The organism is Nonlabens antarcticus, assembly GCF_015356755.1.
In the GTDB taxonomy this organism is placed as follows: domain Bacteria; phylum Bacteroidota; class Bacteroidia; order Flavobacteriales; family Flavobacteriaceae; genus Nonlabens; species Nonlabens antarcticus.
This window is the reverse complement of the sequence record NZ_JADFCO010000066.1, coordinates 655407-680536: the sequence shown is the minus strand read 5'-3', so window position 1 is coordinate 680536 and position 25130 is coordinate 655407. Positions and strand designations below refer to the sequence as shown.

Below are 25130 nucleotides of genomic sequence, written 5' to 3'. Positions count from 1 at the left end.
ACCTAAAAATCACGATTACTTTAATAATATCGGGTGTTTCAGAAATGTACGATTATTCGTAGATTTGTGTCGTATTTATTGTTTTTTGTTAAGCAACCAACACTATGAATGTCTCTCGAGAAAAAAATATAAAGAACCATCTACATTCCATCAAAAGTATTTTTGAGGATAAAAAAGCCGTTTCCTTTAATCTCTTTCAGCACATGCCTATCGGTATTTGCATCACTAATATGGAAGGCTATTTTACGGATGTAAATGCTACCTATTGTGATATTTATGGATATACGCGCGAAGAACTGATAGGTAAAAAATTTACAGCCATGGTTCCTGAAGAGTCTAAGGAGGAATTGATGAAATATCATCATGAATTCATGGAAAAAGAGTTTGAACTCCAAGGACGATGGACTGTACAGAATAAAGAAAAGGAAAAGTTTGAAATACTCGCAAATGCTGCATTTCTAAAAGATGCAAACACCGGTGATAAAAGTAAAATGACACTGGTAGTTCGAGCGGAGGAACTTGAAGACACTTTTGTACGACTGGAAACTACCGTCCAAATATTAGAACGCAAACTTGAAACTCAGGATATCGCTAATCGGCTTGCAGAGCATGATTTGCGCAACAGACTGAGTTCCATAGTTTCTGTTGCAGATATTTTATCTAAAACGCAAATAGATGACAACCAGCGTAAATGGGTTGAAACGATAAAGCGCGTGGGAAAAGATACATTACACCTGCTTGCATCTGCACGTGATTTTGCCAAGATGGAGCGTGGTGAATACCTTCCTCAATATGTATTATTTGATGTAATAAGCTCCTTAGCTAGTGTTACTAAGGATTTTATGAATCTCATTGATGAAAAAAAGGTAGAGATCAATATGTTTTGCAACGATGAGGAGATCGAGCCTGGAAGTGATGAGCTATTCATTAATGGTGATCAATTCTATCTAGAGCACTTATTTCAAAATTTGATAGGAAATGCGATTGATGCCTCTCCAGAAAACGGTACGATCGACATCCTTATTATGGATGGTAGCGATTTCAAAATACGTATTTCTAATGCTGGCATGATACCTATAGAAATTCAGAAAAATTTCTTTGAGAAATATACTACTTCTGGGAAAGATCGAGGCACAGGACTGGGAACTTACATCGCTCAGATGGTTGCACGATTTCACGGTGGGGACATTACATTTGAGTCTACTGCAACGGAAGGAACTGCTCTTACCATCCGCATTCCTAAAGAAAAGCTGTTAACATAAAAAAGCGGCCGGTGGCCGCTTTTTTTATCGTAAATATTTACGATGACTTCTTTCATTTATGTTTTTTTACTTGAGCATCACCGTATAGAGAATTTTGACATTCTGCTTAAAAAGTAGTTCCATCCTCTATAAATTCTACATTGTAGCTTTTTTCATTGCTTTTGAATTCTACATAATAAAACACTCCTTTACTGTGATGGATAACACGATGGATTTTGGTTATTTTTTCAGTACTATAATTCTTATCAATAGCTTGTTTTACCAGCTCTGGCAATTCCGTTTTTGTAATGCTGTTTTGTGTTGCTATCCATAAACCATTTGGTTGGAAATCTGCGCTATATTTCTCACCAGCAATATTGAAATGGACTTCCCAATTCCCTTGTGCACTTTTCTCCCAGTCTGGATTATTGTCACCAGGATATTGAGCTAGAAAAGTTGCTTCTACGGACTGTGGTACTTTGATTTCATCTGAGTTTTCACAACCTGTAGTGCAGACCAGAACCAACACAAATAAAATGCGTGTGAAAAAGAGATTCATTGATTTAATTTGATACAATTATAAGAGGAAAGAATAGCTGAAAGCGTTTAGAAAAGATCAATTGGCTAAAGATTACTAGTAATGCCATGCTTTTGCCAAATCCTTTAACTCAATGAGCCCTTTGCCATTTTGATTGCACTAATATGGCAGCGAGAAATGCTTAGAAAATCATGGCACGGTTTTCCTTTACACCAATGTTCTTTTTAGACTTACTATTAAAATGATATTTGATATCATCAAAGAAAGTCATTAATTTGTTACTTAATAAAATCTATGATTGTTGCACCTATTCCGACCGACGAGAAGAAGCGCTTGCAAGCACTTGAAAAATATGACTTGCTTGATACGATGCCTGAAGACAACTATGACAGTATTACAGACATCGTGGCCACCATTTGCAATGTTCCAATTTCCATCATTAACTTAGTCGATAAAAATAGAACTTTTCTTAAGTCCAGTTATGGTATTGATATGAAGGAATCCCCACGTGAGATTTCTTTTTGTTCCCACACCATTTCCAGCGATGATGAAGTTACTATTGTACCGGACGCCACTAAAGACGAGCGTTTTATTGGTAACCCTTTATTAGACGAAGCAAACATTGTTTTTTATGCTGGTGTTCCTCTAATTGATAAAAACGGATATAAGTTAGGATCTCTATGCGTATTTGATACGAAACCTAGAGAGCTTACAGATTTGCAATTAAGGTCTTTAAAGAGCATGGCAAAGCATGTGATGCTATTGTTTGAAGAGCGTCAGCAAAATGTTGAGTTGTTGCGCACAAAAAAAGAGCTCGAGGAACGGAATGAAGAACTTAAAGATTTTGCGGGAATTGTTTCTCATGATCTGAAAGCTCCCTTGTCAAATATTTTGATGATTGCAGATTTACTTCAGAAAGAAAACGCTGAAAAGATTAGTGAGCGCTCCATGAAATATCTTCAATACCTGCGAGATGCCGGTAGCACATTGAGCCGCTATATTGATGGTATGTTGACGTTTTATAAAAGTGATGAACTTGCCAGCGAGGAGTTTGAAGAAATTAGCTATGTAGATCTTGTGGAAGATATCGTAGCGATGACTGTAACTGATGAGCATACTTTAGTTACCTATGCACCAGAAATGGACGTTGTGATGCGCACCAGTAATTCTGCCTTACACCAGATCTTGTTGAACCTCGTTTCTAATAGTATCAAGTATGGAGATAAAGACCCCACCACCATTCACATAGATTTAAATCAATCAAAAGATTGCTACACGCTTACCGTAGAAGACAACGGGAGAGGTATTGCCCCTGATAAAATTGATAAAGTATTCAAATTATTCTTCACTGCAGATGAAGCAGATCGCAACGGTAAAAGAGGTACTGGAATAGGACTAGCCACGACTAAAAGATTACTGGATGAATTACACGCCACGATTGACATCGAGTCTGAGCTAGGTGTAGGAACCAAAATCACTATGAAATTTCCTCGAGAAATTAATTAATATCAACCCTGCTAAATACAGAAATCCCTGAACATATTTATGTTCAGGGATTTTTTAATTCAAGATCTTAAGACCTTTGTCGGGATCCACCTTTTGGGTCTTAGTAGGTTTTATTACAAAAGGGGTAAACCAGTCCCAGGTTATTCCTAAGGACAATCGTGTAAAACTATCCACAAATCTATAGTTGTAGTCATCTCGTCCTATACTCAACTGCAATACAAATCCTAAGTCCCTATCCCATGGATAAACAATCGCCTTAGTTTCAGATCTAAAAGGATTTGCAGATGGATGGGAGCCAAAATGATACAATGCCTGCTCGCTCAAGGTATACCTGAACTTTTTGTATCTGCCTGTAAATTCATATCCTACCTCTACTCTATTTCTACCGTAGATATTGATATCTTCTGGGTTATACCCTCCAAAATCTGCGACACCTAGAAATTTATCGTGATACAATTGATATGTTGCAGTAATGGAATGGATTTTTTCGGGAACATTATCTTTATCAAACGTATTAAGTCTATAATTAAGTGAGAATCTAGTTAAGTTCACAGAAAAGTTACCAGAAGACCTATTCAATAAAGCAGCAAGGTCTGTGTCGTCTGTGAATGTTTCATAAAGCGCCACACTTTCATCTGATGCGTCTTCAAATTCTTGACTGAAAGCACTGTTTGATTGACCATTGCTGTAATGACCAGATTCTATAGCTGCAGTTAAAAAATTGTCGGCGTTAGTTTTGAATATTTTTTGCCATCCTAATAACACCTTATAGGAAGGTGTTTTTACTGGATTTGATTCTTCATTATAAATTCTAAATTCTGGCTGAAATGTTATGTAAACTGCATCGCCATTAGAAATAGTATCCTTATTTAATGCTTCTCTCAAGTTGTTATAAATGCCATAGTAAACGGCTGGCTTTGCTTCAATTAAGATTTGTTCATACTGGTTGTTTCCTACGCCAACAGAAAACTCTGGACGAACGGCAATGGGGTAATAATCTTTAAACCCACCAAATTTGTCAGATTGCGCTATGCTAGCAAACCCGCTGAGCAGTAAAGCTCCTAAAATATATTTCATACGTGATCTTGTGTAAAATCGGGCAATGATAGTGATTACCATTGCCCGACTTAAATAAAATTTGTTATAATAATTATTCTTAATTTTTAAGAGATGCCATGTCAATAACGAAACGGTACTTCACATCATTATCTGTCACTCTATCAAATGCTGTGTTAATTTCGTTCATATCAATCATTTCAACGTCAGACACAATATTATGCTTACCGCAAAAGTCTAACATCTCTTGCGTTTCTTTGATACCTCCTATCAAAGATCCTGCAATACTCTTTCTCCCTATGATTAAGTTACCACCATTCATAGGCTCTAAAGGTTCTATAGCACCTACCATTACCATAGTAGAATCTCTCTTCAACAATTGTAAATAAGGATTGACATCATGTTTTACGGGAACCGTATTTAAAATGAAGTCAAATGTTCCTTTATGCTCGTTCATGGCATCGCTATCCTTAGATACCAAGACACCATTTGCACCCAATCGCTTAGCATCTGACGCTTTTTCTGGAGAAGTAGTTATCATAATAGTTTCTGCACCCATTGCGGCTGCAAATTTAATTCCCATATGACCTAAACCACCTAAACCTACAACACCTACTTTATCTCCTTTTTTAATTTTCCAGTGATTTAATGGAGAAAACGTAGTAATCCCTGCACATAATAAAGGTGCTACTGCTTTAACATCAAGGTTTTCTGGAATGGTGAGAACAAAATGCTCTGTAACTACAACACTTGTAGAATAACCTCCAAAGGTATGGCCGCCAGAATGTTTATCCTTTCCATTATAAGTTCCTACCATCCCACTTTCACAAAATTGCTCTAGATCTTCCTCACAAGCACTGCAAGTAAGACAAGAATCAACCATGCAGCCCACTCCTACTAGTTGACCTTTTGAAAATTTAGATACTTTGGAACCTACTTCAGATACCTTTCCTATGATTTCATGACCTGGAACGATGGGATATTTTGCATTTCCCCAATCGTTTCTGGCAGAATGAATATCGCTATGACACACTCCACAATAAAGGATATCGATCTTCACATCAGTATCCTTCAACTCCCGTCTTTCGATCGTCATTTCCTTAAGATCTGATTTGGGATCTTGTGTTCCGTACGCTTTTATTTTAGTAGACATATGTAGTAATTGATTTATAACGCAAATATAATTGTGCATACATGGAAATCGGTTAAGCTGCCGTTAAAGCTGTAGTCATTAGCCCAATACTGACGTTTTTGCATTAAGTTTATCCCGTTTCCGCTTTCGCGAAAGCGGAATATTTCAACTGGCTCTTATGAACACCTTATATATTTTAATTTATCTAAGCAGTATTGCATTCCTTTTCTTTGGAACCACCTGTTTATTTACACCTCACATGCGTACTGAGTTCACAAGATTTGGCCTTACCAAACTACAACGACAATTGACGGGTGTACTACAATTAGTGGGCGCTGTGGGCTTATTGCTCTTTAAGTTTTCTTTTATACTCGCGGCTATTTCAGCAACTGGTTTATCGCTATTAATGCTTATGGGCTTTATAGTAAGAATGCGGGTCAAAGATTCTGTTTATGAATCCTCACCCGCATTTATTTTTATGGTTTTGAATGCTATTATAGCATTTAAACTATGGCTAATGGTCTAAATCAAGATAACAATTAAGGAAAGTATTAAAAAGGTCGCTGCTGGTATTGATTTTTTAAGGGGATCTTTGACTTTAAAGTGCATTGATATGGCTACTGCCATCATTAATGCAATTCCTGCTGCTCCTATCCATTCAATACTCGGGAAAAAGTTGCTGGGATAAAATATCGATATTATAAGTAAAACGGCAAATACACATTTAAGGGTTCCCACTATGACCATCATACTTTTTGAAAGACCATAAACCGCAAATTCCTCACGCATGGTTGTGGCGTTTCCAGCGCGCCAGGGCGAGGCATTATCACGATTAAGTATCCATACGTTCAGGATGCTTAAACCCACGACGAGCTTTATAATTATTTCAAGGATGTTTAAAAAATTGTATTCCATTTAAAGTGTTTTAGTTGATGGATCACTAAAGTAGTTTGTAAAGCCAGAACACAGTGTAAATAAACTCACAAAAAAAGCCGCTATGGTAGATCCATAGCGGCTATAATTTAAAGAAGTTAGATTATCCTTTCACTTCTTGTTCTGCATCACGTCTCATTTCTTCACCGGCAACAATACCTATTTCAACACGACGGTTTTTTGCTTTACCTGCTGCTGTATCATTCGTAGCAATAGGAGAAGTTTCTCCTGCATAAGTTACAGCCATACGATTCATCGCAACACCTTTAGCCGATAAGTAATCTCTTACAGCAAATGCTCTTTTCTTAGAAAGCTCTAAGTTATATGCTGCATCACCAGCGCTATCTGTATGACCAGAAACAAGAATCTCTGTACCATCATAATTGTTCATTACGTTGATTAACTTATTCAAGGTAGCTTGAGAAGATGCGTTTAATGAAGCTTGATTTGTAGCAAATTTTACACCACTTCCTTCATCAAATGTTACTACGATTCCTTCGCCCACACGTTCTACCTCTGCCCCAGGAATTTCTTGAGAAATTTCTTGAGCCTGCTTATCCATTTTACGACCTATCACGTTACCAGCAACACCACCTACTACAGCGCCTAGAATAGCACCTTCCGTTTGATTGTCACCACCACCTACATTATTTCCAACGATGGCTCCTAGAATTGCTCCACCTGCAGCACCTATAGCGGTACCACGTTGTTGTTTATTTGTGTTTTGTAATGATTGACAGCTTACAATTAATAGCAAGGCTGTTGCGATACTTAAAATTTTAGTTTTCATATTTTAATTTTTAGTTAGTTGAATTGAATTAAGGAGTTGATTACTCGGCAAGTTTTCTAAAGTTCATATTAACTTTTACAGTTCTACCTTCCACCAAAACACTCTGACTCCAAGTCATGCTAGTTTCAGTCAGGTTATTAACATTCAATCTAAAGCCAGCATCAGAATCACTTTTATAGTTATCACCAGTAGGCTTCAATAAAAGGTCACCTTCAATGATGTCTTTTGATCCGGGTATTACCCATACAAAGTTTCTAGTTCCAGTATCACAGCCTATAGACTCAATAGAATAGCTTCCACGATTGTTATTTGCTACAAAGTACCACTGGCTTCCTTCAAAACATTTAGCGGACACGTCCTGAAGTAATGTTGATGCAAACTCACCATTACCGTTGTAAGTAACGCTGTCTACAACCCAATTACCACGTACGGTTCTTTCGGTCTGTTTCTGGATATTTTGAGTACCTCCACAACTTGCAAGAAGCATAGTAGCCACAAATCCTAATAGAATAAATTTTTTCATAGTTATTATTGATTGAAGGCCAAAATTAACTTTATGCTCCCTGTAACTTTCAAAGATTAACGATGTTTAACAGCAAATAGTTAAATTGATATAAAGAAGCTTGAGAATGAAAAAAGACTTAGAGTCTAGGTATGAGGCAATGATTATCTTTGTTAAAAATATAAATAATGCGATCCCTAATTACAATTCTACTTCTAGCGGCATGCATTGTTTCTTGCAATAAGGATCAAGATTCTAGTTTGCGTGAGATTGAAAACCGTTCCAATCCAGATTCGACTAGATCTGCATCGAGAAACTTATCAAACGAGTTCAAGGATTATTGGTATTCTGGCGTTGCAGAAATTTCCAGTTATGATCTAAAGATGGAGCGGTATGGAGAGATCAGAGAAGGAACTGCTGTAATGATATTTGTAACTGAACCATTTAGTGTTAACGAAAATATCAAAACAGATCAAAACGAGGACAGCAATAGGTCCATGTTGAAATTGAATGCAACCCGAGATTTTTACACCGGCATTTATCCTTATAAAATTATGAGTAGTACTTTTCTGCCTTTATCTTCTCAAGATAATGCTGTAAAAGTAGCCACCTCAATACAAGAATGGTGTGGCCACACCTACATGCAACTTGATAAAACCGGTGATAATTTTGAAGGTGTCTTGAATAGTTACTTTCAAGGAGAAGGAAATCAAAACTTAAAAGTGGAAGCAGCAATTCTGGAAAACGAAATTCCGCTGCAATTGCGGTTGGGTCCAGAGCAAATGCCTACCGGGAAAATGAATATTATTCCATCTACAGAATATTTACGGCTTACCCATAAAAAGTTAAACGCACAAGCAGCTACTGCAAACCTGGCCACCACCGATTCTACCTTTAGCTATCGGGTCGATTTTAAGGGAGGTAGAAAAGTTACTTATGTCGTTGGTAAAAAATTTCCATATGAAATCATTTCTTGGAAAGAGGAATTTCCTAGTTTAGAGGGAATGTCCACCACCACAGCGGTACTCAGAAAAACTTTAAAAACGGCTTACTGGCAACAGAACAGCAATAAATATAGTGTCCTAAGAGATAGTTTAGACTTATGACAAATTTTTTCTTACAGCGTGAGGTTATATTAACAGGAGTATTATTGCTGTTGGGTTTTTTGATGCATAAAATAGTTTCCTGGAGTGCCTTGAAGTTGAGTAAACAAGTTGAACGTTCTAAATTGCGCAAGCAATATTTAAAAAGATACATAGGTTACATTATATGGACAATGGCGTTAATCAGTATCGCTTTAGTGTGGATTGTCGAGCGCGATGGATTTTTGGTAGTTTTAGGGTCCACATTTGCAGTGGTAGGTGTTGCCTTGTTTGCAAACTGGAGTATCCTGAGTAATGTGACTGCTAGTTTCATTCTCTACTTTTCATTTCCCTATAAGATAGGCGACCGTATTAGAATCCACGATAAGGATTTGCCACTAACAGGAGTAATTGAAGATATTAAAGGGTTTTATACCATATTAAGAACTGCAGACGGCGAACTTGTCACCTATCCTAACAACTTATTGATGCAAAAGGGAGTAAGTATCTTATATGACCGCACAGAGTCCATATTTGATATCTACAAACAAGATGAACCCGGAAAACATCAAGAAGCAGATCCCACTGCTCGATAAAACTTTATTATGGAATTAAGTGATCAACTCAAAAATTTATTTCCAGAGCACGAGGTTCCGGAAGAAACTCCCGAAGAGAAAAGTGACATCTGGTTGCAAGACGACCCGCTAGAATGTAGGTTTGAAAAACGCAAAGGAAAAGTGAATACAATTATCGCAGGCTATACTGGCGCTACCGAAGATTTCAAAATTCTTGCTAAAGATATCAAAACGACTCTAGGTGTAGGAGGAAGTTTCAAAAATGACCAAATCATCATCCAAGGCGATTACCGCCAGCGGATTATGGAAATTTTAAAAGAAAAGGGGTTTAAGGTAAAACGTGTAGGCGGTTGATTTGACGCTCTAGCGTGATACTTTTTAGGAGGTTCTAGAAACGACAGAAAACTCTTTGCCTGCTGGCATTTCCCCAAAGGCGAAAAATTAAAGATTATATCGAGTTTGGAACTTACCTTTTCTCGACTTTCGCTCGAAACAGGTTTTTGGGATTTTGGAAAGAATGTGAATTCGATTTTTTTTGTATTGCGTATCAGATATTTGGAATCTTTCTTAAGAAAACGGAATTCCTTCTTGCAATATTTTGATAAGAGTTTCGGGATCTCTTTTATCTTGAATCCCGTGGAAAAGTTCATTTCGCGAAAGCGGACTAGACATAATAATCATCATACCGTTCATTTTGCGGGAACGAACTTAGCACATTAACAGTCAGACGACTAATTCTGTAAGTAGAACTTATCTTTTAAATTAACGGATTGGAACTATGATTATTAAAGTTCAAAATAAACTGCATAAAAAATGCCACTTAGGAAATCCTAAATGGCATGCTTTAAAATATAATTAAAATAGGTTTAAGCTCGCAGTTCTTTATCCTGTTCTAACTTCTTAGCTTCCTTCTTCATTTTACGTTTTTCCAGCAATGTTCCTGTAATCCAATAAGGAATCGCAAAAGCTGTCAAGAAAATCATAAGCCAAAAACCTATAACAAGAATTCCCGCAAATGCCAAAAAGCCTAAATATTGATCAAATTCAAACATAATAATGTGTTATTGATTGCAAAGATAAGGGCTTTGCAGATAAAAAGAAAAACCTGCGCCAACTTTATCAACAAAATAAGATGTGTAATTGTGAATAGCGACCATTATATTATTTAATAGGGTGTCCTCTCTCCTATTTTAAAAATTTTATGGAACTCTCTTTTATATAAACTAGTACGCATACCCAGTTTTGAATAGTAGGAATCACATCGCTATTGCGCAGTATCTAATGTCGTATTAAGAGTAATTTATAACCGTGAGGCTGTTAAAAGAATGGGTGGACGGCTATATTTGTGTAAAATCAAATCAAATGGAATATCGCATAGATAAAGATACAATGGGACCGGTTGAGGTACCTGCAGATAAATTATGGGGCGCTCAAACACAGCGTTCTCGGGATAATTTTAAAATAGGACCTGCGGGAAGCATGCCTCTTGAAATCGTCTATGGTTTTGCCTATTTGAAAAAAGCGGCAGCTTATACTAATGAACATTTAGGCGTATTAACTACTGAAAAACGCGACCTTATTGCTCAGGTTTGTGAGGAAATCTTAGAGGGAAAACATGATGATCAATTCCCGCTGGTGATCTGGCAAACGGGTTCTGGAACCCAGTCTAATATGAATGTCAATGAAGTGATTGCTAACCGCGCGCACCAGATTGCAGGTCATAAAATAGGTGAGGGAGAAAAAACCATCCAGCCCAATGATGATGTGAATAAATCACAAAGTAGTAACGATACTTTTCCCACGGGAATGCATATTGCTTGTTATAAAAAAGTGGTGGAAAACACCATTCCTGGAATCATACAATTGCGCAACACGCTACATAAAAAAAGCATCGCGTTTGAAGATGTTGTAAAAATAGGACGCACGCACCTTATGGATGCAACGCCGCTCACATTAGGACAGGAATTTTCAGGATATGTGTCACAATTAGATCACGGTATCATAGCGCTGGAGAACACTCTGGATCATTTAAGTGAATTAGCTCTGGGAGGAACTGCGGTGGGAACTGGACTGAATACGCCTGATGGTTATGATGTGAAGGTGGCAGAATTTATTTCAGAATTTACGGAGCTTCCTTTTAAAACAGCTCCTAATAAATTTGAAGCGCTTGCCGCTCACGATGCTCTTGTGGGAACACATGGTGCATTGAAACAAGTTGCGGTATCGCTCAATAAGATTGCTAACGATATAAGAATGCTAGCCAGCGGTCCTCGCAGTGGTATAGGCGAGATTATGATCCCTGCAAATGAACCTGGAAGCTCCATTATGCCTGGAAAGGTAAATCCTACACAATGTGAGGCCTTAACTATGGTGAGTGCTCAGGTTATGGGGAACGACGTGACGGTAAGTGTGGGTGGCATGCAGGGACAGTACGAGCTTAATGTATTCAAACCAGTTATGGCAGCTGCGGTCTTGCAAAGTGCCCAGCTCATAGGCGATGCCTGTAGAAGTTTTGAAGAACATTGTGCTGCTGGTATCGAGCCTAACCATGCTCGTATAAAAGATTTATTGAATAATTCTCTCATGCTAGTAACGGCTCTAAACACTAAAATAGGCTATTATAAAGCGGCCGAAATTGCAAATAAAGCCCATGAGGAAGGAACGACCCTTAAGGAATCTGCACTGGCTTTAGGCTATGTCACAGCAGCGGAATTTGATGAATGGGTGAAACCAGAAGAAATGGTGGGAAAAAGATAGGAATAGTTTATCATAAATACAAAAGCCCAATCTCAAGGATTGGGCTTTTTTTGTGGGAAATTTTCCGCTTTCGCGAAAGCGGAATTAAATCAATGTTGCTGACAATTTAACAGGCTTTTATTGCTGGATTTTGCTTCATTAAAGTCTCTTGTATAGCAACGTAGCACATCTTTATTAGCTTACTGATCGTCCAGTGTCACCTGGTTAGGATCAGCTCCTAGATTTTCTAGGATCGCCGCTATTTCCTTAGTCATTTTAGGCGGGCCGCAGACATAGAACTTTTGATCGAAATCATTAATTTCCTTTTTCAAAAATTCCTGATCTATGTGACCCTTTTTATGAGAGGTATCTTTTTGATCTGTGATCACATAGGTGGCATGTTCTCCTAAAAGGGCATCCAATTCTGCTTTTAAAATAATATCCTTCTCTGTCTTATTAGAAAATAGCAGTTTCATTCCCTCAAGCTTGTCCTTTCTTTTCAAATCGCGCAGCATGGCAATATAAGGTGTTATTCCAGCACCGCCGGCAATGATATAACCGGGACCATTATATTCAATGGCTCCCCAGGTATCCCTTAGTATCAATTCGTCACCAGGTTCTAACGCATCCATCTGCTCTGTGACACCATCGTGATCTGGATATATTTTAATAACAAATTCCAGATGATCTGCGTCGTGAAGACTTGTAAATGTAAAAGGTCTTTTTTTGTCTTGCCAACCTTCTTTATTTATAGAAACCTCTGTCGCATGACCTGGTGTGTAGTTATAACCGGCGGGTTTTTCTGTTTTGAACTGTTTGACATCGTGGGTGATTGAAACCACCTCTTTAATTTTTACTTTCTGTTCCATGATCAGTATTTAAATAGACCTTTTTAAGGTAAGGTGTTTTGGTAAACTGTGTCTTTGTTTAACATTCATTTAAACCGCTCAAGTGTTAGAAAATTTATTCTATTATACGGAACACGACATGGTAGCCTAAAATTATTGTAAACTCGACCCTTATAATTTAATCGCATACTATTCGCGTATAGTATCAACTGGCAAGAATCACTAATTAAATGCATCAGGTTGTGCCTTCCGCTCGCAAAATCTCGTCCGAAGCAAGTTGCTACTAGCGAGGCCTTTATTCATTTCAATTGTATATCTTCATCAATCTAAACCAATTATAAGTAACAGCCAAATGAGAGGGAACGCCTTAAACGCATTATACTTTTGACGTTGCCATTCATTGTGGAGAACCGATTATCGAATGAACTATACCATTGATCAAATGACAGATATTACAATTATAAATAAATCCTATTTTTGATAAAAAAAGCAGGAAAACTAATATTTAGGATGTAAAACCCATTAAAATAAATAAAGAATTATGAAAGCAAAACGAATTTTATTAATGTTTACTATAATTTTTTTGATTTTTAGTCAATACTGTTTTGCTCAAGAGCAAGTTACTGTAATGAGAGTAACAAACAAATCAGGATCCAATCATTCTAAACTAAATCATTGGGTAGAAGCTGGAGTTAGTTTAACTGGTAGACAAGACACTTATATATCAATAGTTAGTGAACCGCCTAGAGACCAAGTTAAAAGAGTTGTTTTTATAGCTGCAGGTCAACAGAGTGATGATCCAACAAGTAGTGATGGTATTACTACAGGAAATTATGGAGATGGTTACACAAATGTACTTACAGGACAACCAAACAACTATAAACAAGGTGTTAGATCAACTAACAACTTAGAGGCTAAAAGAACATTAAACTCATTATCACTCGCTTCTAAACTTATCAATTCTGGACAATTCCCAAAAGAATCTACTCTATTTGTATTGGCTTTTGATGCAAGACTAGGTTATTTTAGGTCTGAAAATGAAACAAAACGAAGAGAGACTGCCTTCTTCAATTTTTTAACTTCCAAGTTTATTCCATCAAATGTAGAGTTAATAGTATTATCAGGACAAAGTAGAGGTGGTGCACTTGCTTTTCGACTTGGTAGTCGTCTGAGACATAGTTCTATCTATTCAAAAACGCCATTAATTGTGCAAGGTTATGATCCAGTAGCTGCAAATCCTATATTGGCGAAACTTCCGAATATGTTATTCCATTTGCCAAATGTAATTATTAAAAGAAAAATTGAACAATACCTGCCAATTAATAGCAAAAAAGACATACTGAGAAATCCTATTGATAATAATAAATATTGTTGGAAAGTTGATATGGATGTGACTTTTCCTCCGGCGGCTAGAGACAACTTAAAAGTATATATTGTACATTCTGGAGATAAAGTCAGTAAGGATATAAATGAATCTATTCGTGCATTTTCTTGGAAAGAGGAAAACACAGATCTTGGTTGGTACAAACAACATTGGTTAAATTTTGGGCATGAAGAAATGGGTGGATGCAATTTCTTTAATAATTCAGATTGTCTTAAGAAAACCGTTGAATCAGGTTATCAACATATCATTTATGGAATGGATGAAATGACTATTGAACATAAAGAAAAATTCGGGAGCGTCGTTAGTTCTTTCAACGGAACTTTAGACAACGCTAATGTGGATGGAATTGGGCACTATATTGTAGGTGTATCAGATGTCACAGGCGATAGAAAATCTGATTTAATAAGTGTACATAGTAATGGAAGTACTTATGTATGGAAAGGTGATGCTAGTAGCAAGTTTTCTAATTCTGCCGAATCTTTCAATAAAACTTTAGATATTGCAAACGCAGATGGAACAGGACATTATATTGTTGGTGTAGCTGATGTTACTGGAGATAGAAAAGCAGATTTAGTTAGCGTTCATAGCAATGGTAGAGCTTATGTATGGAAAGGAGATTCTAATGGTAAATTTTCTAATACTACCGAATCTTTCGATGGTACTTTAGACAACGCCAATGTAGATGGAACTGGACATTATATTGTTGGTGTTGCTGATGTTACTGGTGATGGAAAAGCAGATTTAGTTAGTGTACATAGTAATGGTAGAGCTTATGTATGGAAAGGAGATTCCAACGGTAAGTTTTCTGGAGTTGTAGATTCATTCAATGGAACTTTAGATAGTGCTAATGTAGATGGGACTGGACATTATATTGTGGGTGTCGCTGATGTCAATGGTGATGGAAAAGCAGACTTAGTTAGTGTACATAGTAATGGTAGAGCTTATGTGTGGAAAGGAGATTCCAATGGTAAGTTTTCTGGAGCTATCGATTCATTCAATGGAACTTTAGATAGTGCTAATGTAGATGGAACAGGACATTATATTGTTGGTGTCGCTGATGTTAATGGAGATGGTAATGCAGATTTGATTAGTGTGCATAGTAATGGTAATGCTTACGTTTTTAAAGGCGATTCCAATGGCAATTTTTCTAATACCACTGCATCTTTCGATGGTACTTTAGACACCGCTAATGTAGATAAAACAGGACATTATATTGTTGGTGTTGCCGATGTAAATGGTGACGGTAAGGCGGACTTAATTAGTGTGCATAGCGATGGTAATGCTTATGTATGGAAAGCGGGTGTTAGTAAAAAACTAAACGAATAAATAGTATTCCGAATAACAACGAAATGGCACCAAATAACTATGGTAAAAAACAAGTGAAATCTACTTAGTTTTTAATTAAAGTGCTTCTGTAAGAGTCGTCAAAGATAAGTTTGGATTTTGCAATGGCATATGCTTATTACACACAACAATTAGAGCGAGTTTTCCTATGTCTCTTTTTGTTCAATACTCAAAATTTTTTCTGATGAATTATTTTAATTACGGGTGTAAATTATAAGTCTATAAACGATTGATGATTTTTTTAATCCTTCACCTCAAAACCTCTACTCCCTTCTGTTACAAAGCTCGTAGACTGACATTTTATTAGAGAAAGCGCTATATAACTATATAGCTAACTTCTACTTTTTATACTCTTAAATCCATAGGTATGAAAATTATGTTTTGTTTCTAATAAAAAATATGTCAAAAAAATTCAGGACTTTATAAAGTTTTTTTTGACCAACAGCATTAACCTATCTTCTGAGGTTTCCGTTCCTTTTTATCCTATCGTAAATATTCATGTTTCATTTACGTCATTATCTTAGGAACTATTTAGCAAACCGAAAATTTAATTATGACTTTATAAAACCAGCAAATTTATAAGTTCTACAACTTGTAGCTGACCTATGTCATATACAAATAACATAAAAAGTAATCTTAATGGACCTAAACAATTCGTTAGTGTACCTATTCTACCTTACTATTGCGCAAACTAATTATTTAAATAGAGCGAATGAGTTATAAGGAGTTGATTGAAGAGGTTTTCCAAAAGGTTATTAAGCTAGAAAACAGAGGTCAATTAGCTTGTTATATTCCAGAATTGGCTGTCGTAGATTCTAATAAGTTGGGTATCCACATTTCAACCTCTTCTAATTTTGATTTTGGAATTGGAGATTTTGAGGAAAAATTTTCCGTACAGAGTATTGCTAAAGTTTTTTCCCTTTGTTTAGCTTATAAGATGTTGGGTGAAAGTATTTGGACCCGTGTAGGTCTAGAACCTTCAGGAACAGGTTTCAACTCTTTAATCCAGCTTGATAATGATAATGGAATACCTAGGAATCCGTTTATCAACTCGGGAGCATTGGTCATTTCTGATATTCTTTTAAGTCATTTAACTGATCCCAAAGAAGATTTATTAAAGTTCATTAGAAGTCTATGTAAAAATCAAGATATAAATTTTTCTAATAAAATTGCAGCTTCAGAGAAGTCCGTTGGATATCGCAATATCGCGATGTGCAATTTCATTAAGTCATTGGGAAATATAAATAATGAGCCTGAAGACGTACTCGATTTTTATTTTGATTTATGTTCACTAGAGTTGAGTTGTAAACAGCTTTCAGAAGCATTCCTATTTTTATCAAATAAAGGAAAAACGACCCACGATGATAATCAGATATTAACTAAAAGTCAAAATAAAAGAATTAATGCGCTTCTACAAACCTGTGGCTTTTATGATGAGTCTGGCGATTTTGCTTTTAGAGTGGGTTTACCAGGGAAAAGTGGCGTGGGCGGCGGTATCATAGCCATCCATCCTAATGAATATGCTATTGCAGTGTGGAGTCCTAAATTAAATTCAAAAGGAAATTCATATCGCGGCATGAAATTTCTAGAAGAGTTTACCACGCTATCTGAGCTTTCTATATTTTAATTTTTCTAAAAGGATATTTGCTTTAAAAGCCAGTTTTGGAAATTTTAAACGACAATATTTACTTAGCAGCTTTTGCCACTTCGGTAAAATGTGATTAAAAGTATATCATCTAATCTTATAACCTAAGAGTTCGCTTTCGCGAAAGCGAATTCTGAATAAGTTTTGCAATCAATTCAATATCCGTAAATGAATAGAAATCGCATTCCTTTCAAAATTTCAACACGACTAAAACATTTGAAATTTTGATGGAGTTTATAACTTTTAATCTTATTCAATAAAAGTTATAGCGTCTTTACCTTGCAATCCAGTCGCGAAAAGAAAGAACAACTCCTTATGATTAAGTCCAAAGAAATTTTTCATCAGCGTAACTGTGCATAAACTGTTTGGGAGTCTATCTATCTTTAAGAAAACTCATTCGGTATCATTAATATATTAGGTAGCTAATTTTAAAATCCAAAAAGGTTATGAAAAATGTTTCAAGAACTAATACATTTATGCGCAATAACAAAATAAGGAATGAATAAACTATCCAGAAGAAAATTTTTAAAAAGAGGTCTTCTGGCTTTAATCGGGCTTGTTCTTCTGGATTCTCTTTGGTTTGAGAAATATGTCATTGACTGGAATTATTTTGACATATCAAAATCGGAGAAGAACAAGATAAAAATTATTCAAATCTCAGACTTACATTTTGATCAACTAAAGTCTTTTCATAGTTCTATCGCAAAAAAAATAAATTTTCTGAAGCCTGACTTGATTTTTATAACCGGTGATTCCGTTGAGAACACAGAGAAAATTGAACTTCTAAATGAGTTTCTTCAATTAATTGATAAACCAATTAAAAAATACGCAATAACTGGCAATTGGGAATATTGGGGAAATGTTGATTTGAAAATACTTAAAGAAATGTATTCACGCAATAATTGCGAACTTTTAATCAATGAAAATAGAAGTATCACTTTAAAACAACGGGAGATATCAATTATTGGTATTGATGATTATGTAGGAGGCAATTCAGATTTCTTAAAAGCCATTCAGGGAATAAAACAAACTAAAACTAACATTGTCCTGTCCCATTGTCCAGAACATAGAGATGTAATAACAGCAGAAAAAGGAGAATTTAAGATAGATCTAGTTCTTTCAGGTCATACACATGGCGGTCAAATTACTCTTTTTGGTTTTGCTCCTTTTAAACCACAGGGCAGCGGGAAATATTTAAAAGGTTGGTACAAAAACATAGAACCAAAAATGTATATTTCAAAGGGCATAGGAACCAGTATTCTACCAATCCGTTTTGGTGCCAGAGCGGAAATGGTGGAAATGGATATCTAAAAATCTCTACTTAAAGTACTTTTCTAAAGTCAAGAAAATTCTAAATGGTTTACAAGAGTAATGCTAATTCAATAGAGAAATAGAAATGTAATTTGCATAATATAGGAATACTAAAATGAAAGAGAAACAAATATCGTTCGTGTATTTTTACGACCTACTGATTTTGTTTAGATCCTTAACATTAAACTAAAAATAGTTTCAAATGCCTATCGAAAAAATTCCTGAAATCTATATTAACGATAATAATAGTACTCCTGATTTATTCGTGTATGATTTTAAAATGAATCGTGACGTTGTAAAAAGCAAAGTTCATTTAGGTATGAATATGTTTAGCTTTTTACAGGTGGGCAAAAAGCAGGTGCACTTTGCAGGGACTTCTGTTGCGGTAAATAAAGATCAATCACTACTTCTTAAAAAAGGGAATTGGCTTTGGACCGAATTATTAGATACGGAAGTGATTTATTATTGTAAGCTTTTATTTTTTTCAGATAGGAACCTTAAATTATTTTTAGATAAGCATGCTGATAAACCCTTGATTTTAAAGGAGAAAAGCCCCTATTTCGTTATTCGAAATGATGCCTATATCATTTCTTATTTAAATTCCTTATCGGCAATAAGTAAGTCCCCTACTGTTTTATTGGAAAATTTACTTGCGGTGAAATTTGAAGAATTAATGCTTTACCTCCTACAGAAATATGGAAGGAAGTTTGAAGCATATTTATATTCTTTGATAATTGATAATAAGTCTGAATTTAAAAAAATTGTCGAAAATCAAATTGACTCTAATTTAAAACTGGAGGAAATCGCCTTCTTATGTCATATGAGTCTTTCGACTTTTAAGAGAAACTTTACGAAGGAATACAAAAGGTCACCAGGAAAATGGCTTCAAGATAAAAGACTGCAAAAAGCAAAGGAAATTTTAGAACAGGGAGAACTGAAACCATCAGAAATTTATTTAAATTTTGGGTATAACAACCTTTCAAATTTTAGTACTGCCTTCAAGAATAAGTTTGGTTTTAGCCCGAAAGACGCATGATGACAAATCTTATTTAATGATTGTAGTCATTATCTATTGAATCTGGCTAGATCCACTCTTTAAAGCAGTTCATTAAACGGTTGGTTTATGTGACCTATTATCATAAATTAATGAACCTTTTTCATAATTACATCCTCTTCTATTAATTCTAAATTTACAAATGGTTTGATGTAACTATCAAATGCATTTATTCATCCAATTAAAATTAGAACGTTATGTGTAAAAATCATGGAATTGCCTATAAAGGTACAGGAGAAGTAGAATTGACAGAAATTGACTATCCAAAACTGGCTTTAGGAGATCGTAAATGTGAACACGGCGTTATACTAAAAATAGTTGCCAGTAATATTTGTGGCTCAGATCAACACATGGTACGAGGAAGAACCACTGCCGAAAAAGGACTGGTACTAGGTCATGAAATCACGGGAGAGGTCATAGAATGTGGACGCGACGTGGAATTTATCAAAAACGGAGACTTAGTTTCTGTTCCTTTTAATGTCGCTTGTGGTCGTTGTGTAAATTGTAAAAAAGGACTAACAAATATCTGTTTAAATGTTAACGGAGATCGACCAGGAGGCGCTTATGGATATGTTGATATGGGTGGCTGGATCGGAGGCCAAGCCGAATATGTAATGATACCTTATGCCGATTTTAACCTATTAAAGTTTCCAGATAAAGATCAAGCGATGGAAAAGATATTAGATCTAACCATGCTTACTGATATTTTTCCAACAGGTTTTCATGGAGCGGTAATGGCAGGTGTATCTGCTGGTTCCGTCGTTTATATTGCAGGAGCAGGTCCAGTAGGTCTCGCTTGTGCTGCAAGCTGTCAGTTATTAGGTGCAGCCGTTGTTATTGTAGGTGATATGAATAAGGCTCGTTTATCTCATGCTAAAAGTTTTGGTTGTGAAACCATTGATTTAACTAATGGAATCCCTGTAGAAGAGCAAATCGCAATGATTGTAGGTATACCTGAGGTTGATTGCTTCGTTGACTGTGTAGGTTTTGAAGCCAATGGACATGGTGAAAATGCAGGAAAAGAAATGCCTGCCATTGTGTTAAACCAAGCTATGGCGATTACTAAAGCTGGTGGATCTATAGGAATTCCAGGTTTATATGTAACTGAAGATCCAGGAGCCAAAGAAGAGGCCGCAAAACAAGGAAGTCTGAAAATCCGTTTTGGATTGGGATGGGCTAAATCCCATTCTTTCCATACAGGACAAACTCCTACAATGAAATATAACAGACAATTAATGAATGCCATATTGCACGATAAAGTAGATATCGCTAAAGCCGTAAATGCAGAGGTAATAAGTCTGCAAGATGCGCCAAGGGGATATGCAGAATTTGATACAGGAGTCGCTAAAAAGTTTGTTATCGATCCACACGGTATGATAGGTAAATAATTTGACGTCTTGATATAAGCACTCAACTACTATAAAAACAGAATTAAAAGATTCTCAATTTACATTTTCATTAAAATAATAACACTAAATATAAAATTATGAATATTACATTAGCACAAGCAGAAAAAGCTATCGCAGCAGCAAAACAAAAATCTACTGCAATTGATACTAAAATGAACATTGTCGTTGTAGATGGTGGAGCAAACGTTGTTGCACTCGCACGTATGGATGGCGCATGGTTAGGCTCACTTGACATTGCAAACAAAAAAGCTAAGACAGCTCGTTATTTTGATATGAATACGGGTCTTCTAGGAGAGCTATCTCAACCTGGAGGTTCTTTATTTAACATCGAGCATTCTAACAATGGATTAATTACTTTTCCTGGTGGAATTCCAATCAAAAATAAAGAGGGAGTCATTATTGGCGCTATCGGAGTAAGCGGTAGTTCTGTTGAAAATGACCACGCTGTTGCAGAAGCTGGAGTATCAGCAATCTAGTAGGTTTTTAAGTTATATTGAAGAGGATAATTGTAACCAATTATCCTCTTTTTTTTTGAGAATCTCGAATGGAAAACTAGATAATTATAATGGTTATTGACTTTTTATCTAACCACGTAGAGTATGAAAAGACACCCTAATTCTCAAGGTTTAAAATGTGAAAATTGAAATTCCTACTGCTATGAATTTTGAAGTGGGATGCCAGTACATACTTTAGCTATATGATTTTAAATTGCAAAGCACTAACTAGGTGTTCTGCTAAATCCGTCTTTCTAAGATTTGGGTTTAAGCTGATTTCGCGAAAGCGTGCCTATTATATTTAGTGAAATCCGTGTTCTCCTAAGATAATATGGGACGTTAAAGATTTAAATCTTAACGCTAAAGCTAGGAATCAACATGCTAAAGTTCAGAAAGTATGAGGTGTGTGGTAGGGCTCCCGTACTTAATGAGCTTATCGATAAATTGTTGTAGATGCAGTTGATCTCGCAGCGCCACCCTCATGTGAATGTTATAAGGACCCGTGATGCGAAAAACCTCTAGTACCTCAGGATAGGTCGTAATTTCTGATAATATAAATTTGAGTTTGCCATCAAAAATCTTGAGCATAATAAAAACCTCCAATCCATTTCCCAACATGGCATGATCAAGTTTGATATTATAGGACTTTATAACTTCTTGATCTTCTAATTTCTGAATGCGCTCCCTTATGGAAGACGGCGACAGTGCTATCTCTCTTCCTATTTCTGCAAAAGAAGCTCGAGCGTTTATTTTTAAGATGTTGATTATTTTAAGATCGATATCACTTACCATGGAATCGTTGATTTTATTTCTAAAAATACATCTTTTACGTGTAAATATGTTCTGCTTTACAATCAATCAATTTTGGCTTGCATATAGCTATGCCTAATTTTGAAAAATAAAGGCAGGTGATTTTATGGATATAAATATTATTTTGATTCTCGCGTTAGGAATATTTGTTGGCTTTTACGTACAAACGGTAGTGGGATTTGCTGGTTCATTAATGGCGCTACCCATATTGCTGTTAGTGATGGATTTGCCGAATGCGATCGCTTACATTTCGATCTTCTACTTATTTTCTAGTGTTTTCCTTATCACAAAAGAATGGCACAACATCGATAAAAAGATGATACTAAAACTCGCTTTCACTTCTGTCATAGGCGTTATTTTAGGGATTATTGTCCTTACTTATTCAAAACCGATTGTCCTCAAAAAAGCTTTAGGAGTTTTTATCATCATCTATGTAGCTTATGCGTCCTTTGGTAAGAAGAAAGTTCAATTGAGCAAAGGTGGCATTATAGGATTTGGAGTGCTAGGAGGTTTTTTCTCAGGAGTATTTTCTACTGGTGGCCCATTGTATGTTATGTGTATTGAGAATACCGTGAAGGAAGTCAAAGCCTTTAGAGCAACTATGATAGGCGTTTTAGGACTAGTTACACTCACAAGAGTTCCCGCTCTGGCAGTTAGCGGAATTTTAAATTTCAGCCATCTAAAAACATCATTAATTGTATTTCCTATATTCCTTTTTGCCCAGTTTTTAGGTAAGCGAACTTTTAAGAAAATAAATGAAAAAGCGTTTAAAGCGTTATTAATGATTTTACTATGTATTTCTGGTATCATTCTTATTTTTTAGCTATTTATTTCATGTGTTTGAGATATTAATAACCATTGATCTTGATTCCATACCTAAGAACCTAAGGGTGGTGTTGAAAGAATATTGAAGCAAGCTTCTAATACTAGATACACTGAGCTAAAAGACATTTTTTTTGATTCAATGTTTTATTTGGAAATAAAACTTAATGTCCTCACTAACATTATTTTGTTCTATACCAGCAGCATATCTTTGTTATTGATAGCTTTAAATCAAGAGATAAAAAGAATATGAATATGAAGATTAGGAATAGCCAAATGGCCGATATGCCAGAGATTTTTAGACTATATCAATTAGCTACCGACTTTCAAAAAATTAAATTTCCAGCAAATCAATGGCCTAAATTTAGTGATGATTTAATTACTGCAGAAATCAAAGAAGAACGTCAATTCAAACTGTTAATCGACGGTCAGATAGCCTGTGTATGGGCTATTACAAATAGTGACCCACAGATATGGGAAGGCAGTGAAAACGATGCCGCTATTTATATTCATAGAATAGCAACAAATCCTGATTTTAGAGGTAACAATTTTGTAGATGCGATTGTGAATTGGTCTAAAGAATTTGCCCGCAATAATAACATAGAGTTCATTAGAATGGATACTTGCGGTAATAATGAGAGACTGATCAATCACTATGTAAATAGCGGATTTAGTTTTCTAGGAATGAAAAAAATCAAAGACAGTTCTGAGCTCCCCTCCCATTATCATAATGCAGATGTGTGCTTTTTTGAAATTAAGTTGACTTCTTAAGAAACATTACTGAACGCGTCATCACCTGGATCTGTTTGGTTCAAAACTAATCTTCATTAGTAAAATCAAAACATTAAAATTCATAGTACTACAAATAAGATCGTGTAAACCCTCTAATTCTATAATGATTCTGAAATCATCTAGGAATCCATGACTCCCAAGGCTAAAATTAAAATTAAGAAACAGCCATTGCAGATAACGTATCATCTAGCGTTTGAGTACCTCACTGATCTCTCTTCTAGTTAAGAAACACACCAGTCAAACAGTCTCTCAATTAAGAAAATAGAGCAAATGAATTATACTGGTTAAACCTACTTTTTCCATATAAAAATTCTTAATTAAAGAGACATTTTATAACTCCCTTAAATAAACAAAAACCAGCAGGGTCAAAAAAGTGGCTATTTCCTTAATAGATATTCGACATTTGAGTATGAAGATTAGATGAATCAATCGTATAAGAAAAAAATATCGCAGATACTATTATATAATAATTACAAATTACCTCACTACTGGTAGGAACTGCTCACAAGCAGACTACCTTTGTCACAATCACAAATCATTTACCTCTACCATTTAAGTTAGGATTACAGGTTTGTTAATTTCCAATCATTATGAGTGACGACTTAAGTATTTGTTTGTCCTGCGGCTTATGCTGTGATGGCACAGTAATAGGGTTTGTCGAGCTTAATGATGAAGAGAAGCCATCTATTAAAAAGCTGATGGATATTGAGGACGAGGGCGGCAATGGATTCTTTCTACAACCTTGCGATAAATTTTGTGATGGTTGTACGATTTATGAAGACCGGCCTAAACACTGTGGAACTTTCAAGTGTGGTCTTTTAAAGTCTGTAGAACAAAACGAATTAGATTTTAACGTGGCAGTAGACATGGTTCATGAAATCAAGCAAAAAAAGAGAGTGATAGAAGAACAAGTAACAACCCAACAATGGCAACTAACCTCTCCTTCTTTTTACTTTAGAATGATCGAACTCAAGAAAATATTAGATGAAAATCATGAGGCATCCAATCTATCTAAAGATCATTTTGAATTATTAAAAAACCTTAATGAACTGGAGTTATTGCTTTTGAAAAATTTTGAAGTATCTCTTTTTTAGAAAGTAAAAAAATACCGTATATATAAAAAGTC

Annotated in this window: 25 protein-coding genes; 16 read left to right on the top strand and 9 right to left on the bottom strand. The window is 35.7% G+C overall.

Translation table 11 applies throughout. The features are described 5' to 3' along the window. Nucleotides 1–104 precede the first annotated feature (104 nt). Entirely contained in the window at nt 105–1262 is a 1158-nt protein-coding gene (locus IQ282_RS14050) for a sensor histidine kinase (protein WP_194852504.1), read from the top strand. Between the two features lie 106 nt (nt 1263–1368). Here the strand turns inward: IQ282_RS14050 and IQ282_RS14045 are convergent, their stop codons facing one another. Continuing rightward, a complete protein-coding gene (locus IQ282_RS14045) occupies nt 1369–1800 on the bottom strand; it encodes a PepSY-like domain-containing protein (RefSeq protein ID WP_194852503.1) in 432 nt (143 codons plus the stop codon). A 273-nt stretch (nt 1801–2073) separates the two neighbouring features. Here IQ282_RS14045 and IQ282_RS14040 point away from each other — a divergent pair, with 273 nt between their 5' ends. Continuing rightward, nucleotides 2074–3285, top strand: coding sequence for a GAF domain-containing sensor histidine kinase (locus tag IQ282_RS14040; RefSeq protein WP_194852502.1), 1212 nt, complete (start codon nt 2074–2076; stop codon nt 3283–3285). A gap of 54 nt (nt 3286–3339) precedes the next feature. Here the strand turns inward: IQ282_RS14040 and IQ282_RS14035 are convergent, their stop codons facing one another. Beyond that, a complete protein-coding gene (locus IQ282_RS14035; protein WP_194852501.1) occupies nt 3340–4362 on the bottom strand; it encodes a hypothetical protein in 1023 nt (340 codons plus the stop codon). A 79-nt stretch (nt 4363–4441) separates the two neighbouring features. After that, a complete protein-coding gene (locus tag IQ282_RS14030; protein ID WP_194852500.1) occupies nt 4442–5494 on the bottom strand; it encodes an NAD(P)-dependent alcohol dehydrogenase in 1053 nt (350 codons plus the stop codon). Between the two features lie 157 nt (nt 5495–5651). On the opposite strand from IQ282_RS14030, the gene IQ282_RS14025 reads away from it, so the two are divergent. Next, nucleotides 5652–5999 (top strand): DoxX family protein, encoded by a 348-nt coding sequence (locus IQ282_RS14025; RefSeq protein WP_194852499.1) that lies wholly within the window; start codon nt 5652–5654, stop codon nt 5997–5999. On the opposite strand, the gene IQ282_RS14020 is transcribed toward IQ282_RS14025, so the two are convergent. The 3 genes from IQ282_RS14020 to IQ282_RS14010 all read right to left on the bottom strand — a co-directional run bounded on the left by IQ282_RS14020 (nt 5996) and on the right by IQ282_RS14010 (nt 7719). Further along, nucleotides 5996–6388, bottom strand: coding sequence for a DoxX family protein (locus IQ282_RS14020; RefSeq protein WP_194852498.1), 393 nt, complete (start codon nt 6386–6388; stop codon nt 5996–5998). The genes IQ282_RS14025 and IQ282_RS14020 overlap by 4 nt on opposite strands. A 121-nt stretch (nt 6389–6509) precedes the next feature. Further along, on the bottom strand, nt 6510–7196 hold the full coding sequence (locus tag IQ282_RS14015; RefSeq protein ID WP_194852497.1) for an OmpA family protein: 687 nt from the start codon (nt 7194–7196) through the stop codon (nt 6510–6512). A 40-nt stretch (nt 7197–7236) separates the two neighbouring features. Further along, on the bottom strand, nt 7237–7719 hold the full coding sequence (locus tag IQ282_RS14010) for a lipocalin family protein (protein ID WP_194852496.1): 483 nt from the start codon (nt 7717–7719) through the stop codon (nt 7237–7239). Between the two features lie 167 nt (nt 7720–7886). On the opposite strand from IQ282_RS14010, the gene IQ282_RS14005 reads away from it, so the two are divergent. Genes IQ282_RS14005 through IQ282_RS13995 form a run of 3 tightly spaced genes read left to right on the top strand, consistent with a single transcriptional unit; the run spans nt 7887 to nt 9709 of the window. Then, nucleotides 7887–8804, top strand: coding sequence for a septum formation inhibitor Maf (locus IQ282_RS14005; protein WP_194852495.1), 918 nt, complete (start codon nt 7887–7889; stop codon nt 8802–8804). Beyond that, nucleotides 8801–9376, top strand: a complete 576-nt coding sequence (locus IQ282_RS14000; RefSeq protein ID WP_194852494.1) for a mechanosensitive ion channel family protein — start codon at nt 8801–8803, stop codon at nt 9374–9376. Before IQ282_RS14005 ends, IQ282_RS14000 begins: the two co-directional genes overlap by 4 nt. A gap of 9 nt (nt 9377–9385) precedes the next feature. Beyond that, on the top strand, nt 9386–9709 hold the full coding sequence (locus tag IQ282_RS13995) for a translation initiation factor (RefSeq protein WP_194852493.1): 324 nt from the start codon (nt 9386–9388) through the stop codon (nt 9707–9709). Nucleotides 9710–10221: 512 nt separating this feature from the next. Here the strand turns inward: IQ282_RS13995 and IQ282_RS13990 are convergent. Continuing rightward, the gene (locus tag IQ282_RS13990) at nt 10222–10407 is read right to left on the bottom strand and encodes a hypothetical protein (protein WP_194852492.1); all 186 of its coding nucleotides are present in this window, start codon (nt 10405–10407) and stop codon (nt 10222–10224) included. Nucleotides 10408–10717: 310 nt separating this feature from the next. Here IQ282_RS13990 and fumC point away from each other — a divergent pair, with 310 nt between their 5' ends. Continuing rightward, entirely contained in the window at nt 10718–12112 is a 1395-nt protein-coding gene (gene fumC, locus IQ282_RS13985; RefSeq protein WP_194852686.1) for a class II fumarate hydratase, read from the top strand. A 179-nt stretch (nt 12113–12291) separates the two neighbouring features. Here fumC and IQ282_RS13980 read toward each other — a convergent pair whose 3' ends face one another. Then, nucleotides 12292–12960 (bottom strand): FAD-binding oxidoreductase, encoded by a 669-nt coding sequence (locus IQ282_RS13980; protein WP_194852491.1) that lies wholly within the window; start codon nt 12958–12960, stop codon nt 12292–12294. A gap of 520 nt (nt 12961–13480) precedes the next feature. On the opposite strand from IQ282_RS13980, the gene IQ282_RS13975 reads away from it, so the two are divergent. The 6 genes from IQ282_RS13975 (at nt 13481) to IQ282_RS13950 (ending at nt 21562) form a co-directional block, all read left to right on the top strand. Continuing rightward, nucleotides 13481–15649 carry an FG-GAP repeat domain-containing protein gene (locus IQ282_RS13975; protein WP_194852490.1) on the top strand — a complete coding sequence of 723 codons (2169 nt, stop codon included), beginning with the start codon at nt 13481–13483 and terminating at the stop codon, nt 15647–15649. A gap of 730 nt (nt 15650–16379) precedes the next feature. Then, nucleotides 16380–17294 carry a glutaminase gene (locus IQ282_RS13970; protein WP_194852489.1) on the top strand — a complete coding sequence of 305 codons (915 nt, stop codon included), beginning with the start codon at nt 16380–16382 and terminating at the stop codon, nt 17292–17294. A gap of 516 nt (nt 17295–17810) precedes the next feature. After that, entirely contained in the window at nt 17811–18623 is an 813-nt protein-coding gene (locus IQ282_RS13965) for a metallophosphoesterase (protein WP_194852488.1), read from the top strand. A 202-nt stretch (nt 18624–18825) separates the two neighbouring features. Beyond that, the gene (locus tag IQ282_RS13960; RefSeq protein WP_194852487.1) at nt 18826–19659 is read left to right on the top strand and encodes a helix-turn-helix domain-containing protein; all 834 of its coding nucleotides are present in this window, start codon (nt 18826–18828) and stop codon (nt 19657–19659) included. 215 nt (nt 19660–19874) lie between these two features. Further along, the gene (fdhA, locus tag IQ282_RS13955) at nt 19875–21065 is read left to right on the top strand and encodes a formaldehyde dehydrogenase, glutathione-independent (RefSeq protein WP_194852486.1); all 1191 of its coding nucleotides are present in this window, start codon (nt 19875–19877) and stop codon (nt 21063–21065) included. A gap of 98 nt (nt 21066–21163) precedes the next feature. Next, nucleotides 21164–21562: a GlcG/HbpS family heme-binding protein gene (locus IQ282_RS13950; RefSeq protein WP_194852485.1), complete on the top strand. Its 399-nt coding sequence runs from the start codon at nt 21164–21166 to the stop codon at nt 21560–21562. 399 nt (nt 21563–21961) lie between these two features. Here the strand turns inward: IQ282_RS13950 and IQ282_RS13945 are convergent, their stop codons facing one another. Next, complete coding sequence (locus tag IQ282_RS13945) at nt 21962–22372, bottom strand: Lrp/AsnC family transcriptional regulator (RefSeq protein ID WP_194852484.1); 411 nt, start codon at nt 22370–22372, stop codon at nt 21962–21964. A 124-nt stretch (nt 22373–22496) separates the two neighbouring features. Here IQ282_RS13945 and IQ282_RS13940 point away from each other — a divergent pair, with 124 nt between their 5' ends. The 3 genes from IQ282_RS13940 (at nt 22497) to IQ282_RS13930 (ending at nt 25098) form a co-directional block, all read left to right on the top strand. Then, nucleotides 22497–23213: a sulfite exporter TauE/SafE family protein gene (locus IQ282_RS13940; RefSeq protein WP_194852483.1), complete on the top strand. Its 717-nt coding sequence runs from the start codon at nt 22497–22499 to the stop codon at nt 23211–23213. A 254-nt stretch (nt 23214–23467) separates the two neighbouring features. Beyond that, nucleotides 23468–23983, top strand: coding sequence for a GNAT family N-acetyltransferase (locus tag IQ282_RS13935; RefSeq protein ID WP_194852482.1), 516 nt, complete (start codon nt 23468–23470; stop codon nt 23981–23983). 611 nt (nt 23984–24594) lie between these two features. Next, nucleotides 24595–25098 carry a YkgJ family cysteine cluster protein gene (locus IQ282_RS13930; RefSeq protein WP_194852481.1) on the top strand — a complete coding sequence of 168 codons (504 nt, stop codon included), beginning with the start codon at nt 24595–24597 and terminating at the stop codon, nt 25096–25098. The last annotated feature ends 32 nt before the right edge of the window (nt 25099–25130 follow it).

What these genes read in the sequence shown, in the direction of transcription:
- IQ282_RS13945 (WP_194852484.1), bottom strand. Translation starts at nt 22,372, where the DNA reads ATGGTAAGTGATATCGATCTTAAAATAATCAACATCTTAAAAATAAAC.
- IQ282_RS13990 (WP_194852492.1), bottom strand. Translation starts at nt 10,407, where the DNA reads ATGTTTGAATTTGATCAATATTTAGGCTTTTTGGCATTTGCGGGAATT.
- IQ282_RS14050 (WP_194852504.1), top strand. Translation starts at nt 105, where the DNA reads ATGAATGTCTCTCGAGAAAAAAATATAAAGAACCATCTACATTCCATC.
- IQ282_RS13980 (WP_194852491.1), bottom strand. Translation starts at nt 12,960, where the DNA reads ATGGAACAGAAAGTAAAAATTAAAGAGGTGGTTTCAATCACCCACGAT.
- IQ282_RS14030 (WP_194852500.1), bottom strand. Translation starts at nt 5,494, where the DNA reads ATGTCTACTAAAATAAAAGCGTACGGAACACAAGATCCCAAATCAGAT.
- IQ282_RS14020 (WP_194852498.1), bottom strand. Translation starts at nt 6,388, where the DNA reads ATGGAATACAATTTTTTAAACATCCTTGAAATAATTATAAAGCTCGTC.
- IQ282_RS14010 (WP_194852496.1), bottom strand. Translation starts at nt 7,719, where the DNA reads ATGAAAAAATTTATTCTATTAGGATTTGTGGCTACTATGCTTCTTGCA.
- fumC (WP_194852686.1), top strand. Translation starts at nt 10,718, where the DNA reads ATGGAATATCGCATAGATAAAGATACAATGGGACCGGTTGAGGTACCT.
- IQ282_RS14025 (WP_194852499.1), top strand. Translation starts at nt 5,652, where the DNA reads ATGAACACCTTATATATTTTAATTTATCTAAGCAGTATTGCATTCCTT.
- IQ282_RS13930 (WP_194852481.1), top strand. Translation starts at nt 24,595, where the DNA reads ATGAGTGACGACTTAAGTATTTGTTTGTCCTGCGGCTTATGCTGTGAT.
- IQ282_RS14005 (WP_194852495.1), top strand. Translation starts at nt 7,887, where the DNA reads ATGCGATCCCTAATTACAATTCTACTTCTAGCGGCATGCATTGTTTCT.
- IQ282_RS14000 (WP_194852494.1), top strand. Translation starts at nt 8,801, where the DNA reads ATGACAAATTTTTTCTTACAGCGTGAGGTTATATTAACAGGAGTATTA.
- IQ282_RS14045 (WP_194852503.1), bottom strand. Translation starts at nt 1,800, where the DNA reads ATGAATCTCTTTTTCACACGCATTTTATTTGTGTTGGTTCTGGTCTGC.
- IQ282_RS13965 (WP_194852488.1), top strand. Translation starts at nt 17,811, where the DNA reads ATGAATAAACTATCCAGAAGAAAATTTTTAAAAAGAGGTCTTCTGGCT.
- IQ282_RS13960 (WP_194852487.1), top strand. Translation starts at nt 18,826, where the DNA reads ATGCCTATCGAAAAAATTCCTGAAATCTATATTAACGATAATAATAGT.
- IQ282_RS13970 (WP_194852489.1), top strand. Translation starts at nt 16,380, where the DNA reads ATGAGTTATAAGGAGTTGATTGAAGAGGTTTTCCAAAAGGTTATTAAG.
- fdhA (WP_194852486.1), top strand. Translation starts at nt 19,875, where the DNA reads ATGTGTAAAAATCATGGAATTGCCTATAAAGGTACAGGAGAAGTAGAA.
- IQ282_RS13950 (WP_194852485.1), top strand. Translation starts at nt 21,164, where the DNA reads ATGAATATTACATTAGCACAAGCAGAAAAAGCTATCGCAGCAGCAAAA.
- IQ282_RS13940 (WP_194852483.1), top strand. Translation starts at nt 22,497, where the DNA reads ATGGATATAAATATTATTTTGATTCTCGCGTTAGGAATATTTGTTGGC.
- IQ282_RS13995 (WP_194852493.1), top strand. Translation starts at nt 9,386, where the DNA reads ATGGAATTAAGTGATCAACTCAAAAATTTATTTCCAGAGCACGAGGTT.
- IQ282_RS14040 (WP_194852502.1), top strand. Translation starts at nt 2,074, where the DNA reads ATGATTGTTGCACCTATTCCGACCGACGAGAAGAAGCGCTTGCAAGCA.
- IQ282_RS13975 (WP_194852490.1), top strand. Translation starts at nt 13,481, where the DNA reads ATGAAAGCAAAACGAATTTTATTAATGTTTACTATAATTTTTTTGATT.
- IQ282_RS14035 (WP_194852501.1), bottom strand. Translation starts at nt 4,362, where the DNA reads ATGAAATATATTTTAGGAGCTTTACTGCTCAGCGGGTTTGCTAGCATA.
- IQ282_RS13935 (WP_194852482.1), top strand. Translation starts at nt 23,468, where the DNA reads ATGAAGATTAGGAATAGCCAAATGGCCGATATGCCAGAGATTTTTAGA.
- IQ282_RS14015 (WP_194852497.1), bottom strand. Translation starts at nt 7,196, where the DNA reads ATGAAAACTAAAATTTTAAGTATCGCAACAGCCTTGCTATTAATTGTA.